The sequence below is a fragment of the Flavobacterium sp. 28YEA47A genome (assembly GCF_041262125.1).
GTDB lineage: Bacteria > Bacteroidota > Bacteroidia > Flavobacteriales > Flavobacteriaceae > Flavobacterium.
On sequence record NZ_JBGCCI010000004.1, the window covers coordinates 323,109 to 339,548 of the forward strand.

Here is a 16,440-nt window from a genome sequence, read left to right on the forward strand (position 1 = left end):
TTTGACAATCCCTTGCTTTATTTAATCAACAATTCTATGTTTTTAACTTTAGGGAAAAGATTTTTTTACTTATAGTGGAATTACCTACTTTTGGAGCAAACAAAAGACTAACCATTATGAGTACAATACGACACAATTGGACCAAGGAAGAAATCATAGCGGTATACAACAAGCCGATGATGGATTTGCTATATGAAGCTGCTACTATTCACAGGATGAATCATGATCCAAATGTGGTCCAAGTTTCTACTCTCCTATCCATAAAAACTGGCGGATGCCCGGAAGATTGCGGCTATTGTCCGCAGGCTGCCCGTTATCATACTGGAGTGGAAGGCAATGACCTAATGTCTGTACAGCAGGTTAAGGCACAAGCTTTGAGAGCCAAATCAAGCGGATCATCAAGAGTATGTATGGGTGCTGCATGGAGAAATGTCAAAGACGGGCCGGAATTCGATCAGGTTTTAGAAATGGTAAGAACCATTAACAAACTTGACATGGAAGTATGCTGTACGTTGGGAATGATTACCGAAAATCAGGCACAACGTTTGGCTGAAGCAGGACTTTATGCTTACAACCATAACTTAGACACATCTGAAGAATATTATAAAGAAGTTATTTCTACACGCGGTTATGAAGACCGTTTGCAAACCATTGAGAATGTCCGCAAGACAAACGTAACAGTATGCAGCGGCGGTATTATTGGAATGGGAGAAAGTGTTGAAGACAGAGCCGGAATGCTTGTTGCTCTTGCCTCATTAAGTCCGCAACCGGAATCTGTGCCTATTAATGCTCTTGTTGCTGTAGAAGGAACACCACTAGAAGAAGAAAAGCCTGTTGAAATCTGGGAAATGATCCGAATGGTAGCCACCACAAGAATCGTCATGCCTAATACTCAGGTACGCCTTTCTGCAGGAAGAACAAACATGAGCCGCGAAGGCCAGGCATTATGCTTTTTCGCCGGTGCGAACTCTATCTTTGCAGGTGATAAACTGCTGACTACTCCAAACCCGGATGTAAACGAAGATATGAAGATGTTTGAAATGCTGGGATTAATTCCGCAGAAACCATTTACAAAAATCTCACAACCTAAAACAGTAGAAGCCGAAGACTCGCAGTATGAAGCCATGGGAGAAAAACCAAAATGGACCCGACCTGCACACAAAATTGAAAGAAACCTTGCCGCTTCTGGTAAAAAGGCATAATCAGAAATCAAGATAAAAAACCAAAGCTTTTCCATTAGGAAAAGCTTTTTTTATAAATTTTAGGCCCATTGCCACGCAACCATTTGTGCAATACTTATTCTTATATTTGAATAAAAATATCCCAATGCATAGAAAAGCCCGCCACATCAAGTCAGCCTGTTTCTTGTTCTTGCTATGCCTTCTTTTCATGCCCAAAATCCATGCTCAGGCTACTACCCACTGCGATTCGCTTATTGTTACCGGAATCGACCATATGTGGAAAAAAGACCATGTCAAGTCGCTTGAATTACTAACCCAGGCAAAAAACCTCGCAGAAAAAAACCGATGGTACAAACAGCTATTCTTGGCAACAAATAATATTGGCGCCAATTATTATACAATGCTTGATTATGGTGAGGCGCTTAACTATTACCTGGAAAGCTATACCATCGCCGTAAAACATCTGGATCCAAAATCTGAAATGGTTGTCCTGAACAACATCGCTATTCTTTATTCTAAAGAAAAGAATTATGAAAAAGCGAATGAATATTTCAAGAAGGCCTATAATATTGCCCAGGAAAATAAAGACCTGCTTAAAGTTGGACTCTATGCCATGAACCTGGGAAATGTTGCCAATGAAACAAACGAACTAAAAAAAGCCCGCGCTTATTTCAATGAATCTTTGCCATTGTTGGAATCACAACCACAGCTGCAAATTTTGGCCAAAGTCGCAATAGCCGAAAATGAAAACCTTCAGGGGAATTCAAAACAGGCACGCACTATAGCCGAAGAGTTATACAAAACAACCAAAGACCTGGAATATAATGATATTGGCATTTCACTGCTTATGATCATATCCAGAAGCTATCTGCATGAAAACAACCTTGATTTGGCCAGTCATTACACTAATAAAATTTTTGAAAGAAAGCCTAATCTCGAAACCAAAATCAACATTTTTAAGCTCTTATCCGATATTAATTTTAAGAAGGAAAAATATGCTCTGGCTTTAAGCTATAAGGACTCTGTTATAAAAACAGAGAGTGAGCTCAATGAAATCAAAAATGGAAAAGTCTTCGAAAACAGCCGTGTCAAGTTCGAAATTGAGAATTATAAAAAAGAAATCGCTAATAATGAATCAAAAATAGCAGAAGAGCGGAAACTTTTTTACTCTATCATTGCCGTCATATTTATAGTCGTGGCTTTTTTGGTGTGGACACTGCGAAATATTTCCATCAAGCATAAGCAGAAAAAGCTGATTGCCGAGCGGAATGAACAGATCATGCTCTTAGAACTCGAAAAAGAAAAAAGCGATAATTTGCTACTTGAAAAAATGTTCAAGGAAAAGGAAACAAGCGCACTGCTGGAACAGGAAAAGCTAAAAAATGAAATTGAGTTAAAAAACAGGAAACTCTCTGCAAAGGCTCTTTACCTATCCGGACGAAACGAACTGATTGAAGAAACGCTTCAGTCTCTATCAAAACTGCCGGAAATTTCTAAAGATCCCGCATTGGTAAACCATATCCAAAATTTAAAAGGGCATTTGAAAACCGATGATGAATGGGACAGCTTTATCACCCATTTTGAAGAAGTCAACCAAACGTTCCTTACCAACCTGAAAGAGAAACATCCAAAACTGAATTCAAACGACATTCGTTTCATAACCTACATCTACATGAACCTCAGCACCAAGGAAATTTCCTCTATGCTGAATATTACAGCTGATGCCTGTAGGAAAAGAAAGGAGCGAATTGCTGCCCGAATGGAACTTCCGCACGATATTAACTTATATGATTATCTTTCAACACTTTAAAATATTAAATCACATTTTGTCCTGTTGGATGTCACACTATGTCCGCCCATTTTTTTTGAAATAGCTATTGTTTTTTTGAAAATTTAGAAAACAAAAAATGTCTATTATGAAAAAAATTACCATTGCTTTACTATTGCTATTGAGCTATGCAAGTCAGGCTCAAATCAGTTATGAAGCCTCAACCAATTTCGGAAAACTGGAAGACCTTACGTATGATGCAACTGTTGAAAACAAAATGTATGCCCGAACACAAGGAAACCACATTATCGTTTCTGTTGACAACGGATTGACCTGGAACTTAAAATTTTCCTTCCCAAATCCGACAGCACAAATGAAGGACTTAAGACAATACGGTCAAAGCGGACTTAGTTTCTCGGTCGTTAACAGTGGCACACAAGACGGTGTTTATCTTTTTGATCTTGCTACCAATACCATTACTCATTATTATGCTATTCCTAATCCGCAGGATTATGCCTATGTTTCTTCGTACTCATTCTATGACACAACAGGAAACGATCTGGTTATCCATACCTCATATAGTGAAGGATTAACTGCCAGAACGAAAGTTTTCCACACAAAAAATGCAGGTACTACCTGGAACCTGATTTATTTTAGTGTTGACCATGATGATGTGCACATTGACAATGTTGCGTTTAGCCCGGTCAATAACGCTAAAATTTACATGGGAAGATCGTTAGGCCCTAACGGAATCAATGGCGGGTTGTTGATTTCTGAAGATTTTGGAATGACATGGACTGAAAAACTGCCTGGATACACATTTAGTGCTATTACTTTTAATCCGCTAAACAGCAATGACATCCTGATTGGAACCAGTATCGGATTTGGAATTCATCAGGAACGCGTCTATCGCTCGACAGACGGAGGAGACACATGGACCAATGTGCCTATTACATGGACAGACCAGACATTGAATAATATCACCAAAATTACTTTCCATCCGGTCAATCCAAACCATATCATCATTCTTGAAGAAAACGAAATCGTAAAAAGTAATGACGGCGGATTAACATGGAACAATACCGTTTATCCTGATGGTTCTACATCCTATTATTACGGATTGGGTGCTTCCTACAATCCATTCAACCAAAACCAAGTAGCCATTGCTACCGATTTATTCCCTCAATTCTCAAATGACGGAGGTACAACATTAACGCAGATTAAGGCTCCTTTTTATAATGTCATTAGCGTTTCTCATGCCAAATATCAATCTACAAAACACTTATATTATGGCAGCCAGGGAGGCCGTCTGCATAAAAACCTTACATCAGGAGTTACTTCAATCCATGACATTGAACCGCCAACTTCTTTCAATCCGAAAAGAAATTATATGGTTGCAGATCCTGTAGTTGCAGGACGTCTTTTTACGTATGCATCAATGGGCTTTTTTGGAAGTAGCCTGAACATGAGTACAGATTATGGAGCAACAACAACTGTCTTGATGAGTGCTTTTGCAGACGATATGCAGGAATTGATTGTAGATCCAAGCAACACAAACATTATTTATGTCTCTTTGAGATCTGGCGAAGGTGGCAATCTTTACAAAATCAACATTGCCAATCCGGAAGAAATCATCACAGATGAAATCATAACTCCTGAAACAAGTGAATTCGGTTATGGTGTGGTAACAGGAATTTCGGTTTCAGCAGCGAATCCGAATGAAATTTTCATTGCAAAAGGAGCTAAATTTTTCAAATCTATAGATGGTGGCGTTAACTGGGTAGAAAAAATAAATGGCCTTACCATTAGCCAAGATGCTGACCTGATATGGGATATGGCTAGAAATCCGCTAGATGTTAATCATTTCACGGCAGTAACCAGCTCTGGTATTTTTGCTACATCAGATGCCGGTGAAAACTGGACAGCAATTTTACAAGGCGTTGATGCGAAAAGAATCAAATATTCTCCTGTTGACAATGGCGTTATGCTAGCGTCTGTCCACAGTGCTTTGGGAATTGATGCTGCAATCTATTACACTATAGATGGCGGTGCAAACTGGACTTATGTTTCTCCACAACAGTTAAACTATATACAATCCTATTCAATGGACTATGATTTTGATGGCACAACAATCAATGCTTACCTGGCTACAACTGATTTGGGCGTCATGAAATACCAAATCCTAAATCTACCACTGGGAATTAATAATCCGGGAATTGCCCATAATCCTATTTTCATTTATCCTAACCCGGCAAATGATATTTTGAATGTTGGTGTTACAGAAAACCAGTTCGAAATAAAAAATACGGCCATATATTCCATTACAGGTCAAAAAGTTATGGAAAGCACCAACAACAGTATCAATATTTCAAAATTAAGCAGCGGAATCTATATCGTAAATGTTACGACTCAAAATGATAAGCAGTTTTCTCAAAAGTTGATCAAAAATTAGTTTTTCAGTTTTTTAAATTTGAAGATACCGCATGTCAGATTTTGATATGCGGTATTTTTTGTGGGAAAATTTAAGGTATTGCTCTTTACGGTTTGATAATCCTTTATTAACTTTGTTATAAACCATTATCTCAAACTATCTATTGTATGCCATTACATTTGACTGAAATTGAGCGTGTAAAGACTATCTCAAAAGAGGATTTCTATACTAATTATGTAAAAAAACAAAAACCATTGGTCATCGAAAAGCTGACAGAAGACTGGCCGGCATACGAAAAATGGAAACTCAATTATATCAGGGAAATAGCTGGAGATAAAACGGTTCCTTTATATGATGACCGCCCGGTAACACACAAGGATGGTTTTAATGAAGCTCATGCCAAAATGAAAATGGCAGACTATATTGACCTTCTACAAACCAAGCCTACCAATTATAGAATTTTTCTGTATAACCTCATGAAGGAAGTGCCTTCGTTAAAATCAGACTTTAAATGGCCCGATATTGGGCTTAAACTAGTCAAGCAACTTCCTATGCTTTTCTTTGGAGGAGAAAACTCAAAAGTCTTTATACATTACGACATCGACTATTCGAATATTCTTCATTTCCACTTTCATGGAAAAAAGCAATGCATCCTTTTTGCTCCAGACCAAACACCTTATCTGTATAAAGTACCGCATGCTTTAATCTCAAGAGAAGATATCGATTTTGACAATCCGGATTTAGAAAAATGGCCGGCATTAAAAAAAGCCAATGGACTGATATGCAACCTGGAACATGGCGAAATGCTCTATATGCCTGAAGGTTATTGGCACTATATGAAATATTTGACTCCCGGATTCTCAATGAGTCTTCGTGCCTTTCCAAGAAAAATAACCAATTTAGGAAAGGCTGCCTACAACATCTTTATCATGAGAAACTTTGACAACCTGATGCGAAAATGGAAAGGACAATCCTGGATTGATTATAAAAATGAACAGGCAATTGTGAGGACACATAAAAATTTGAATATTTCAAACTAACCAGCAAACAGCTGGTTTTTTATCCTTTTTTAGAAACCCAACCAAATAAGAGCCATTTTATGATTGTTTATTATAAACCATAGTCATTCACACGAATTATTCCTATTTACTTAAATGTTCCAAAATTTGTATTATCTCAACGGCATAATTAATTTCTAAATTCAGGCTGTTATTTCCTTTACATTTAATTTCTATGACATCTTCAGTATCGTTATATTTTAATAGAAGTTGTGAATCTTCAATTTCCCAACAATATTCGTTTTCAGTTTTCTTATGAAGTTGGTTTGTATACGGTTTTCTTTCATAATCAGGATCTTCCCAAATCTGTTTTGAAATGTTCGTCAATAATTCAATTATTTCATGTGTATCAGAAGACGTTAGCAAACAACAGTCACCATTCTCGTAATTCAATTTCAGAGCAATACAATCTCCGTTTTTTTGAATTAAGATATTTCCTTTTTTCACCAACCAATTATAAACCTTATCTTCCATTTTTACTTAATTAGGACGAATTGCAAATCCGTTACAATAATGAATCAACTACTTTACTTTTGGTAATCCTTTTCTAATTTAGGTTCCAACTATTTATTCCACCACAATCTTTTTGGTAACCTCCCCTTTGTCTGTCTTTACCTGAAGGAAATAAACACCTTTAGGAAGTTCGGAAACTGAAATTGAATTTTCTTTTGTTGTGCGTATAAGTTGTCCAAGCAGGCCGTAAAGCGACAATTGCCCTAGTTGGGAATTTGCTCCTGTGCTTACGAAAACACGTTCTGAAGCGGGATTGGGATAGACACTGACACTTTCAGATAAAAAATTGTCTGTACCCAAAGGATTTGCAAGTTTTACTATCCAGTAATCAAAGCCGCCGTGATTTCCGGAAACATCACCATCATTCGATTTTGAATATCCTGCCAATATATATCCCAAATCTGTTGTTTGCTGGATAGAATGAGCACCATCTACTGCATAGGGAATAGCGTTAAATCCTTCTTGACCGCTGCCTCCTAAGGCTTTTTGCCACTGGATCACTCCCTGACTGCTGAGTTTTACAACCCAATAATTCATATATCCGTTGTTTCCAGAAACATCACCATCGTTACTCGTGACATATCCAAACACTATGTAACCTCCATCTGCTGTCTGCTGTACAGATTGGGCAAGATCATTGCCGTAGCCTCCCAATGCTTTCTTCCACTGTATTGCACCTGTACTGCTTAGTTTCACTACCCAATAATCATCAAAAAGAGGACCGTGGAAACCCGAACCTGCAATATCTCCATCCTGGGAATACACATGCCCGGCAACGATATAGCCTCCATCAGTGGTCTGAACAATTGAAGTAAGTATATCCGAACCAGTTCCTCCGTATGTTTTTTTCCATTGGACTTCCTGTATATTATCTAGTTTCACTACCCAATAATCAATACTCCCATGATTTCCCGAAACATCTCCATCTACAGACGAAGTATAACCGCCCATCACATAACCTCCATCTGCCGTTGGTTGTACAGCACGAGCAAATTCTTCACTTCGTCCTCCCAAACACAGGCTCCAATCTATGTTGCCGGTTGAAGTCAGCTTCACTATCCAACAATCGGTTCCTCCTTTGTTTCCGATAACATCGCCAGTATTTTCAGATATCGTATAACATCCTACAATATAGCCTCCATCGGCCTCTTGTCGGACAGAAGTGGCAACATCAATATGATATCCGCCAAATGTTTTCTGCCATTGAATAGCACCTGCATTATCAAGTTTTATTACCCAGGCATCACTATTTCCTTGGTTTCTTGTAACGTCTCCATCATTAGAAAAGGTGGTTCCGGCAATGACATAACCGCCATCCGCCGTTTGCTGAACATAATTGGCTACCTCGTTTCCGGAGCCGCCTAATGTTCTGCTCCAGGCTACTGCACCTGTTGCGGTCAGTTTTACGACCCAGATATCGTCTCCACCGTGATTACCGGAAACATCACCATCATTGGAAGAAGTATATCCAGCAACAATATAACCTCCATCTGCTGTTTGTTGGACAGAGTTGGCAAAATCATTACCGGAGCCGCCTAATGATTTTTGCCACTCGATAACAGGCGCTTGTGCCATGCACAAAAAAGGGAAGAATAAAAAATAGAAATGTTTCATACGCATAGTGTTTTTAAAAAGGGTCCAGGTATATTTCTTTACTTGATATATCACTGTATATCAAAACTTTATATGTAAAATTTTTGTTAAATATAAACAAATATTTTTTCTGTTGTATTTCGTATTAGAATAAAGTATCCCAGATAATCCGAATTATTTATGTCCCAAAAACTTTACGTCAGAACAATATCTTTTATACTTTTATAACCGTTAAACAATTTCTCATGCGCCAAAAACCCGAACAGAAAAGTTATACTCCGGAAGAAATTATCAAAAAGGCTGAGATCTATTGTGCCTACCAGGAGCGTTGCCACGAGGAAATTCTACAAAAACTAAAAACACTAACCACTTCACAATCAGTAATCGACTCCGCAATTGTTCATCTGATTGAAAATAATTTTCTTAATGAAGAACGTTTTGCCTGTAGTTTTGCACGCGGCAAACATAGAATCAAACATTGGGGAAAGATTAGAATCGTTAATGAGTTGAAATTTAGAAACATATCTAAATACAATATTGAAACTGCCCTAAAAGAAATTGCGGACGAATATCTCGACACTTTTCATTTTTCTACTGAAAAATTCTGGGATACAATTCTTGAAAAAAACACTTTAAAAAAACGAAAAAAATTCTGCGATTTTTTTCTCCGAAAAGGATTCGAAAGCAACCTCGTTTATGAAAAAGCAATCGAATTGGAAAAATTAGACTAAGCCTTATTCCTTCATTTTCACACCATTTTTTTTAAAAATAAAGTTTTTTCTTACGTTTTTTACGAAAACGTTTTCGTTGATTTCTGCATTTCGCCGATGAAAGAATACACGTCATCGAAAACCTGAAAAATAGGCCTTTGAAAGCTTCTTTTGATAGATAACCTGGACATACATTTGCCTCACCCTATCAGAATAAACACTGCTTGACCTATGAAAAAAATGTTTTTGTTATTCGTTTTATTACTACCTGTTTTTGGTTTTTCACAAACAACTTTAGTACGTTGGGATGGAGCTAATCTGCAAGCTAGCCCTTATGTAATAGCTTCAAATATTTCTGCAGGAAATATTACAGGATCAAACGTAAATTTTTCAGTTGACAACTGGAACAACAACGGAAATGCTTTCCTTACCTCTACATGGCCTTATTCAACTACGCCAGATTATTCAAAATACATACAAGTATCAATTTCTGCTAATAGCGGTAACAAGATCGATTTGAATCAATTTAATTTTGAATACCAAAATTATGATTCAAATGGTATGTCAAGAATGCAGGTATATTACTCAAAAGATGCAAGCTTTCCATCAAACGGAACTCTAGTTTACACAAACAACAGTTTAAATACATCTAATAAAACCTTCAATGCTATTTCTGTTCCATTGACAGGAATAACTGTACAGTCTGGTGAAACAGTTTACATTAGAATCGCATTTTTCGGAAGACTTGACCAATGGTGGGATGGCCCAAGAATTAGAATAAAACACGGTTATAACGACAGTGCACCATCTTCACACAATGCTTCAGGTCCGGCAATAACTGGAACTGTTACAGCAGCTTGTACGCCACAAGGAAATCCTTCAGTTTCACCTAACGGTTCTTGGAATGGTTATGTTTACTCTTACTCTGGAACTCCTGCAGCTACAACTTATTTAGGATATGTTACTGAAAACGAAACTTTCGATAGAAATGTAGGTTCAGGTGCAGTAGCTGGATTGACAACAGTTCTTTGCCAACAGCCAACTGATAATTTCTATACCATATACAAAATGACTAAAACCTTCCCAGCTGGAACTTATACTTTTACAGTTGGTGGAGATGACGGATACAGATTAAAAATCAACGGAGAATCAGGATATTCAATCAGTGACTGGGCTGACCATGGATATACTTCTGGCTCAGTTACAAAAACATTTTCAAGTGCGACAACAGTAAATTTTGTTTTGGAGTATTATGAAAAAAACGGAGATTCTCAAGTATCTTTCAATTATACTTGTGCTAATTCACCAACAGCTCCAACAACATTAACTTCAAACGCAACCAGCAATACTATCTGTTCTGGTAACTCAGTTACTTTGACAGCTGGTGGTGGAAGTGTAAATACAAGTACTTATGAGTGGGGAACAGGAACAACAATAGGTTCAAATGTTATTTCTGGTACAGGTGCTTCAATCACTGTTTCTCCAACAGCAACGACAACATACTGGGTTAGAAGAAAAGGTGCTGCTCCATGTAATTTTACAACTACAGGATTGACATTGCAAATTACTGTGGCTACAGGAACTGCAGTAGCTCCTACATCTATCACAGGAGTTCTTACATTGTGTGCTGGCGGATCAACTACATTGACTGCTAACGGAGGTTCAGGTTCAACATACCAATGGGGAACAGGATCTGCAATAGGTTCTAACATTATTTCTGGTTCAGGAGCTTCAATCACTGTTTCTCCTAGCGCTACAACAACATACTGGGTTAGAAGAATCAACTCTACGCCATGTTCTACACCAACAAGTGGTGTGACTGTAGCTGTAACAATAACAACGCCATCTGGAGATCCAACAGCATTTGGAAACAATGCATGGAATGTATATGGTTATAATGTTGGAAGCATGACTCCTACATTAGCTGATTATGCAGGATATTATACTCAGAATACTTTGGGATTGAACACTCAAGACATGGCTAATAATGGTTGGAATAAAGAAACCTCTCCTTCTTATTCAGCTGGATGGGTTGGATGTCCTGTTCGTGTAGACGATTTTACAATGATTCATAAAAGAAAAGGATTCGCTTGCGGAAAATACCAACTTACTATGGACAATTGGGATGATGAAACAAGAGTTTATGTTAATGGAACAGTTGTATTTTACAACAGCGGATGGAGCGGTGAAAATCCTACACCAACTGTAGTAGGAACTTATGCTCTTAACAGCAACTCTACTATTGAAGTAGTCACAAGAGAAGTTGCCGGTTCTGCTAACGTGAAACTATCTTTAACTCCAATCAATGCTGTTTATAACGGAACTTCATGGAGTACTTCTCCTGACGGAGCTGCAATCGTAGTAGATGGTGATTTGCAATTGAACAGTAATCTTGATGTTTGTTCTTGTAAAGTAAACACTAACAAAACTCTAAAAGTAAATTCTGGTGTAAACCTGATTGTACAAAATGAATTAGTTGTTGCTCCAACTGCGAATGTTATAGTAGAAAATAATGCAAGCCTTATACAGGTTAATGACAACGCTGCAAACAGCGGAAAAATAACAGTAAGAAGAAATACAACTCCGGTTACTCGTTACGACTTTACATACTGGTCGTCTCCTGTAGCTGCTGCAGACTGGACATTGCGTGATTTGTCTCCAAACACATTAGCTGACAAATACCTAAGCTACAATGCTGCCGGAAACGGGTGGGTTACTGAAATGAACGGAACAACAGCAATGGAAACCGGTAAAGGATATATTGTGAGAGCTCCTCAACAATATTCACTTACAGCTCCGGTTATTTTTGAAACAAAATTCATTGGAGCTCCAAATAACGGAGTGAAAAAAATCGATACGAAGATAGGTACAACATTAAAATCAAACCTAATCGGAAATCCATATCCATCAGCTATCAGCGCAGATAAATTCTATGAAGCAAACAAAGGTATTATTAAAGGAACATTCTATTTCTGGACACATAATATTGCCGTAAGCTCAACTCCTGATACTAACGGAATATACAACTACAATCCTGCAAGCTACATTTCTTACAATGCTACAGGAGCTACAGGTAGTGGTGAAACAAACAACTGTACGACTTGCGGAAATACTCCTTCAAATAAATTCAAAGGAAATATTGCTTCTGGTCAAGGATTTTTCGTAGAAGGAAAAACTAGCGGTAGCATCGTTTTCAACAACGCTATGAGAGTAACTCAAACTGCTGGTAATGGACAATTCTACAGAAACAGCAATTCTAACGCTACTCAAAGCAGCGAAAATGGAAGTGAAAATGGAGAAGAAGTTACTATTGAGAAAAATAGATTGTGGTTGAATATCACAAATGCAGCAGGAGCTTACAATGAAATTCTTGTAGGTTATGTTACCGGGGCAACAAATGCTATGGACGATGCTTATGATGGAATAACATACGCTTCTGGAACTGCTCTTTATTCTTTGCTTGATACGAACAAATTGGTTATCCAAGGTAGATCATTACCATTCAGCACTGCAGATGTTGTTCCATTAGGATTTATGGCTGCTACTGCTGGTGATTACAGCATCGGAATTGAAAGTGTTGACGGTTTATTTGAAGATCAAAAAGTTTTCTTAGTAGACAGATTGACAAATACTGTACACAACATCAAGAATGACAGATATTATTTTTCAACTACTGCTGGAACTTTCAATTCAAGATTTGAAATCCGTTATGTAAATGAGGCTCTTGGAATTGACACTCCTAAAGTAAATGCAAACGACATCATCGTGTACAAAAAAGGAGATCAGATTGCCATCAAAGCAGATAACTTCACAATTGATAGCGTTCAGGTTCTTGATTTGACAGGTAAAGAAATCTTCTTCAAGAAAGGAGTTAACAATAATGAATTCACAACTACAGGAATCAATGTAGGAACTCAAGTAGTTGTAGCAAAAATAACTTTGGATGACAACCAGACGGTTTCCAAAAAAATCATCATGAATTAAGACTAGATAATTCACATCAGAATCCCATAAGCAACGATCTTGTTTATGGGATTTTTTCGTTTAAGGCCTTGAGAGCAATATGCTGACAGCATTACCTCCAAAACCAACAGCATTAATTAATACTTTATTGATTGGTTTTTTTTCTTTTTGGTTTTCTGCAAACGGCACCTCAATAAATTTTTGGTGCTGCATCATCAGCAGAGCCATTTCAATGCTCAACATTCCTGAAGCTCCAAAAGTATGTCCGATTTTCCATTTGTTTGTCGTTAGCATTGGCAGATTATTTCCAAATAACAGTTCAATTGCTTTTAGCTCTGAAGAATCTCCTTTTATAGTTCCCGGCGCATGCATAACTATCGCATCCACATCTTTACTATCTGTTGTACCTAAAGCCATTGCCATCGACTTTTGGAAACATTGGGCTTCTGCAGAAATAGAAATACTGTGTTCTAAAACTTCAGTCGCATAGCCAATTCCTTCAATATACGCCAGGGCATTTTGCTTTACTCCTATTTCAAGACAAGCAACAGATGCTCCTTCTCCTAAAACCATAGAATTTTGATTCTTTGCCATATCAAACGCCCGGCAAGGAAATTGATCCTGACTTTTAGAATAGATTTTCAAGGCATTCATTTGAGCAATAGTAAATGCCGTAAGTGGTGCCTCGCTGCCTCCTACCAAAAACTTTTCTGCCATACCGGAGCGCAGCCAGGCTACACCATTAAGCACAGCATGCAAAGCCGTTGAACACGTTATGGAATGTGAAATTTCTGGTCCGCGACTGTTAAGATCATGGGCTATCCAAGAAGAAATATTGCCCAAAGTGGTGGTTGGCGAAGCCAAAGTATGTGTTTTTCCAGTTTCCAGAAATTCCTGAAAATGCTTTTCAAATAATTGGGTAGATCCTCGGGAAGAACCTATGTTGATACCGAAATCATCACCTTGCTTCCATCCTGAATTTTCAATAGCTTTTCGGGAAGCCAGAATGGCGTATAAAACAGAATCATCCAGGTTTTTATATTTACTCTCAGAGTCTTTCAGCCTTGCAATTTCCTCTTTAAGATAGTCGGGAAGTACCGCCGCCAAAGCCTTACTATTTCCTACCGGATGTTCTGCAATTAGAGTTTCTCCGTTTAGATAATTCTGCCAGATCAGCTCAGGAGAATTTCCCAGAGGCGAAATGGAAGATAAGGACGTGATGGCTATTTTTTGAGACAAAACAGAATCATTTTGTTCTGACAAGATAAAAACCTTGCCAGAATTGTTTTCAGGACAAATTTAAACTATTTCTAAGGCTTCTTCCACAACGGAATATACTTTTTCCAATTGCTTATCCGAAATGATATAAGGCGGCAGTATATAGACAATATTCCCAACAGGACGCAGCACGATGCCCTGATTTATAAAAAAATCATACAGCTTGTTCCTGAAATCGCCATAATAGCTCTCTGAAGTTTCCGTTTCAATTTCCAAAGCAAAAATCACTCCCAGAGTTCTTGTTTCCTTTACTCTTGGATGGCTGCTGATTTTTTCCTGAAACTCCTTATGTTTTTGGTGTACTCTCTGAATATTATGTTGCATTTCTTTGCTTTGAAGCAACTCCAAACTCGCTAAAGCAGCGGCACAACCTGTAGGATTTGCAGTAAAGGTATGTCCGTGAAATAATGCTTTATTGACATCATCACTGTAAAATCCATCGAATAATTCTTGGGTAAATGTTGTAATCGCCATTGGGATTGTCCCGCCAGTCAAGGCTTTTGAAAGACACATCATGTCGGGCGCATTTTCAAGATAATCACAGGCAAAATTCTGTCCGGTTTTGCCAAAACCAGTCATGACTTCATCCGCAATGGTAAAAACTTCATTTTCTTTACAGATAGTCATTAGCTTATCCAAAGCAAAAGTTTCATACATCACCATTCCAGCCGCACCTTGTACTAACGGTTCAAAAATGAAAGCTGCAAATTCATTTGTTTTGGCGAGTTTTTCTAAAGTTTCAAAAGATTCTTGCTCGTTACCTTTTACGGGAACGGGAATGCGAACCACCTCAATCAGCGAACCTCGGAAAGCTTCTGTGAAAAAAGAAATTCCGCTTGCCGCCATAGCAGCAAATGTATCTCCGTGGAAAGCATTTTCAAAAGCAATAATCTTAGTCCGTTTTTCACCTCTATTATAAAAATATTGCAAAGCTACTTTCAAAGCCACTTCAACAGCAGTCGAGCCATTGTCTGAATAAAATATTTTTTTCTGGTTGTCCGGTAAGATTCCCATAAGCTTTTCTGAAAGCAGTACAGCCGGTTCATGTGTAAATCCGCCAAATAAAACGTGTTCGAGCGAAGTAAGTTGTTTATAAATCGCATCGGCTATAAATCGGTTACTATGTCCGTAAGGATTTACCCACCAGGAAGCAATCGCATCTATATATTCTTTTCCATTTTCATCCCACAATAAAGCGCCTTCGCCTTTTGTGATTGCAATGGCTGGCTTTGTTAGCTTATGTTGTGTATACGGATGCCAATTATACTGCTGGTCTCTTTCTGAAAGTGTCATTTGTTATTCTTTTATAAGGCTTTCAAATTATCGAAAAACAGATCCGCATAGTCACGAATTACGTTTTTATCAAAATAAGGCTCGTCCTCAATTCTGCCGATACATTTTAATCCTGTTTTGCTTAGTATGATTTCTTCAGTGGCTTTATTTTCATTACCATTGAATACAATTCCTGCAATATCAAGTTTTTTGTCTCTTAGTGCTGCAACAGTCAGGAGCGTATGATTGATACTTCCCAAATAATGCCTTGAAACGATTATAACTTTGTATTCTTTCTGAATCAGATCCATGACAGTATCTTTTTCATTCAAAGGCACAAAAACGCCACCAGCTCCTTCAATTACAAGATTTTTTTTTGTTTTGGGTTCCTTTATGTTTTTTAATTCAATGGTTATGCCTTCCTTATCTGCTGCAAAATGCGGACTTGCCGGCGTCTGTAACAAATAGCTGTTGGGATGGATTTTGGTTTTTGAATTAGTAAGCAGCCTTTCTAATTTATGACTGTCTGAATTATCGGCATCACCGGCTTGAATTGGTTTCCAATAATCAGCCTCCAGGCTTTCAGTAATAATTGCAGAAGCAATTGTCTTGCCTACATCGGTTCCTATTCCTGTGACAAAAATTTTCATATTATAGTATATATTCCTAATGC

General features: G+C 37.9%; 11 protein-coding genes. 6 read left to right on the forward strand and 5 right to left on the reverse strand.

All coding sequences use genetic code 11. The features are described 5' to 3' along the window. Nucleotides 1-116 precede the first annotated feature (116 nt). The 4 genes from bioB (at nt 117) to ABH942_RS07825 (ending at nt 6,420) form a co-directional block, all read left to right on the forward strand. Nucleotides 117-1,202 (forward strand): biotin synthase BioB, encoded by a 1,086-nt coding sequence (gene bioB / locus ABH942_RS07810; protein WP_370030773.1) that lies wholly within the window; start codon nt 117-119, stop codon nt 1,200-1,202. A 124-nt stretch (nt 1,203-1,326) separates the two neighbouring features. Further along, nucleotides 1,327-2,991 (forward strand): tetratricopeptide repeat protein, encoded by a 1,665-nt coding sequence (locus ABH942_RS07815; protein ID WP_370030775.1) that lies wholly within the window; start codon nt 1,327-1,329, stop codon nt 2,989-2,991. Between the two features lie 106 nt (nt 2,992-3,097). Continuing rightward, nucleotides 3,098-5,401, forward strand: a complete 2,304-nt coding sequence (locus ABH942_RS07820; protein WP_370030777.1) for a T9SS type A sorting domain-containing protein — start codon at nt 3,098-3,100, stop codon at nt 5,399-5,401. A 146-nt stretch (nt 5,402-5,547) separates the two neighbouring features. Beyond that, on the forward strand, nt 5,548-6,420 hold the full coding sequence (locus ABH942_RS07825) for a cupin-like domain-containing protein (RefSeq protein WP_370030779.1): 873 nt from the start codon (nt 5,548-5,550) through the stop codon (nt 6,418-6,420). Nucleotides 6,421-6,522: 102 nt separating this feature from the next. Here the strand turns inward: ABH942_RS07825 and ABH942_RS07830 are convergent, their stop codons facing one another. Continuing rightward, nucleotides 6,523-6,912 (reverse strand): hypothetical protein, encoded by a 390-nt coding sequence (locus ABH942_RS07830; protein ID WP_370030781.1) that lies wholly within the window; start codon nt 6,910-6,912, stop codon nt 6,523-6,525. A 93-nt stretch (nt 6,913-7,005) separates the two neighbouring features. Further along, entirely contained in the window at nt 7,006-8,565 is a 1,560-nt protein-coding gene (locus ABH942_RS07835; RefSeq protein ID WP_370030782.1) for a T9SS type A sorting domain-containing protein, read from the reverse strand. Between the two features lie 224 nt (nt 8,566-8,789). Between ABH942_RS07835 and ABH942_RS07840 the strand changes: the two genes are divergently transcribed. Beyond that, nucleotides 8,790-9,275 carry a regulatory protein RecX gene (locus ABH942_RS07840; RefSeq protein WP_370030784.1) on the forward strand — a complete coding sequence of 162 codons (486 nt, stop codon included), beginning with the start codon at nt 8,790-8,792 and terminating at the stop codon, nt 9,273-9,275. Nucleotides 9,276-9,485: 210 nt separating this feature from the next. After that, entirely contained in the window at nt 9,486-13,238 is a 3,753-nt protein-coding gene (locus tag ABH942_RS07845) for a hypothetical protein (RefSeq protein WP_370030786.1), read from the forward strand. A gap of 60 nt (nt 13,239-13,298) precedes the next feature. Here the strand turns inward: ABH942_RS07845 and ABH942_RS07850 are convergent, their stop codons facing one another. Genes ABH942_RS07850 through bioD form a run of 3 tightly spaced genes read right to left on the reverse strand, consistent with a single transcriptional unit; the run spans nt 13,299 to nt 16,417 of the window. Then, the gene (locus ABH942_RS07850) at nt 13,299-14,456 is read right to left on the reverse strand and encodes a beta-ketoacyl synthase N-terminal-like domain-containing protein (RefSeq protein ID WP_370030788.1); all 1,158 of its coding nucleotides are present in this window, start codon (nt 14,454-14,456) and stop codon (nt 13,299-13,301) included. 60 nt (nt 14,457-14,516) lie between these two features. After that, entirely contained in the window at nt 14,517-15,788 is a 1,272-nt protein-coding gene (gene bioA / locus ABH942_RS07855) for an adenosylmethionine--8-amino-7-oxononanoate transaminase (protein WP_370030790.1), read from the reverse strand. A gap of 11 nt (nt 15,789-15,799) precedes the next feature. Next, nucleotides 15,800-16,417, reverse strand: coding sequence for a dethiobiotin synthase (bioD, locus tag ABH942_RS07860; RefSeq protein ID WP_370030792.1), 618 nt, complete (start codon nt 16,415-16,417; stop codon nt 15,800-15,802). Between the last annotated feature and the right edge of the window lie 23 nt (nt 16,418-16,440).

Excerpts from the sequence above, each read along its gene's own strand:
- bioB (WP_370030773.1), top strand. The coding sequence starts at position 117 with ATGAGTACAATACGACACAATTGGACCAAGGAAGAAATCATAGCGGTA.
- ABH942_RS07815 (WP_370030775.1), top strand. The coding sequence starts at position 1,327 with ATGCATAGAAAAGCCCGCCACATCAAGTCAGCCTGTTTCTTGTTCTTG.
- ABH942_RS07820 (WP_370030777.1), top strand. The coding sequence starts at position 3,098 with ATGAAAAAAATTACCATTGCTTTACTATTGCTATTGAGCTATGCAAGT.
- ABH942_RS07825 (WP_370030779.1), top strand. The coding sequence starts at position 5,548 with ATGCCATTACATTTGACTGAAATTGAGCGTGTAAAGACTATCTCAAAA.
- ABH942_RS07830 (WP_370030781.1), bottom strand. The coding sequence starts at position 6,912 with ATGGAAGATAAGGTTTATAATTGGTTGGTGAAAAAAGGAAATATCTTA.
- ABH942_RS07835 (WP_370030782.1), bottom strand. The coding sequence starts at position 8,565 with ATGAAACATTTCTATTTTTTATTCTTCCCTTTTTTGTGCATGGCACAA.
- ABH942_RS07840 (WP_370030784.1), top strand. The coding sequence starts at position 8,790 with ATGCGCCAAAAACCCGAACAGAAAAGTTATACTCCGGAAGAAATTATC.
- ABH942_RS07845 (WP_370030786.1), top strand. The coding sequence starts at position 9,486 with ATGAAAAAAATGTTTTTGTTATTCGTTTTATTACTACCTGTTTTTGGT.
- bioA (WP_370030790.1), bottom strand. The coding sequence starts at position 15,788 with ATGACACTTTCAGAAAGAGACCAGCAGTATAATTGGCATCCGTATACA.
- bioD (WP_370030792.1), bottom strand. The coding sequence starts at position 16,417 with ATGAAAATTTTTGTCACAGGAATAGGAACCGATGTAGGCAAGACAATT.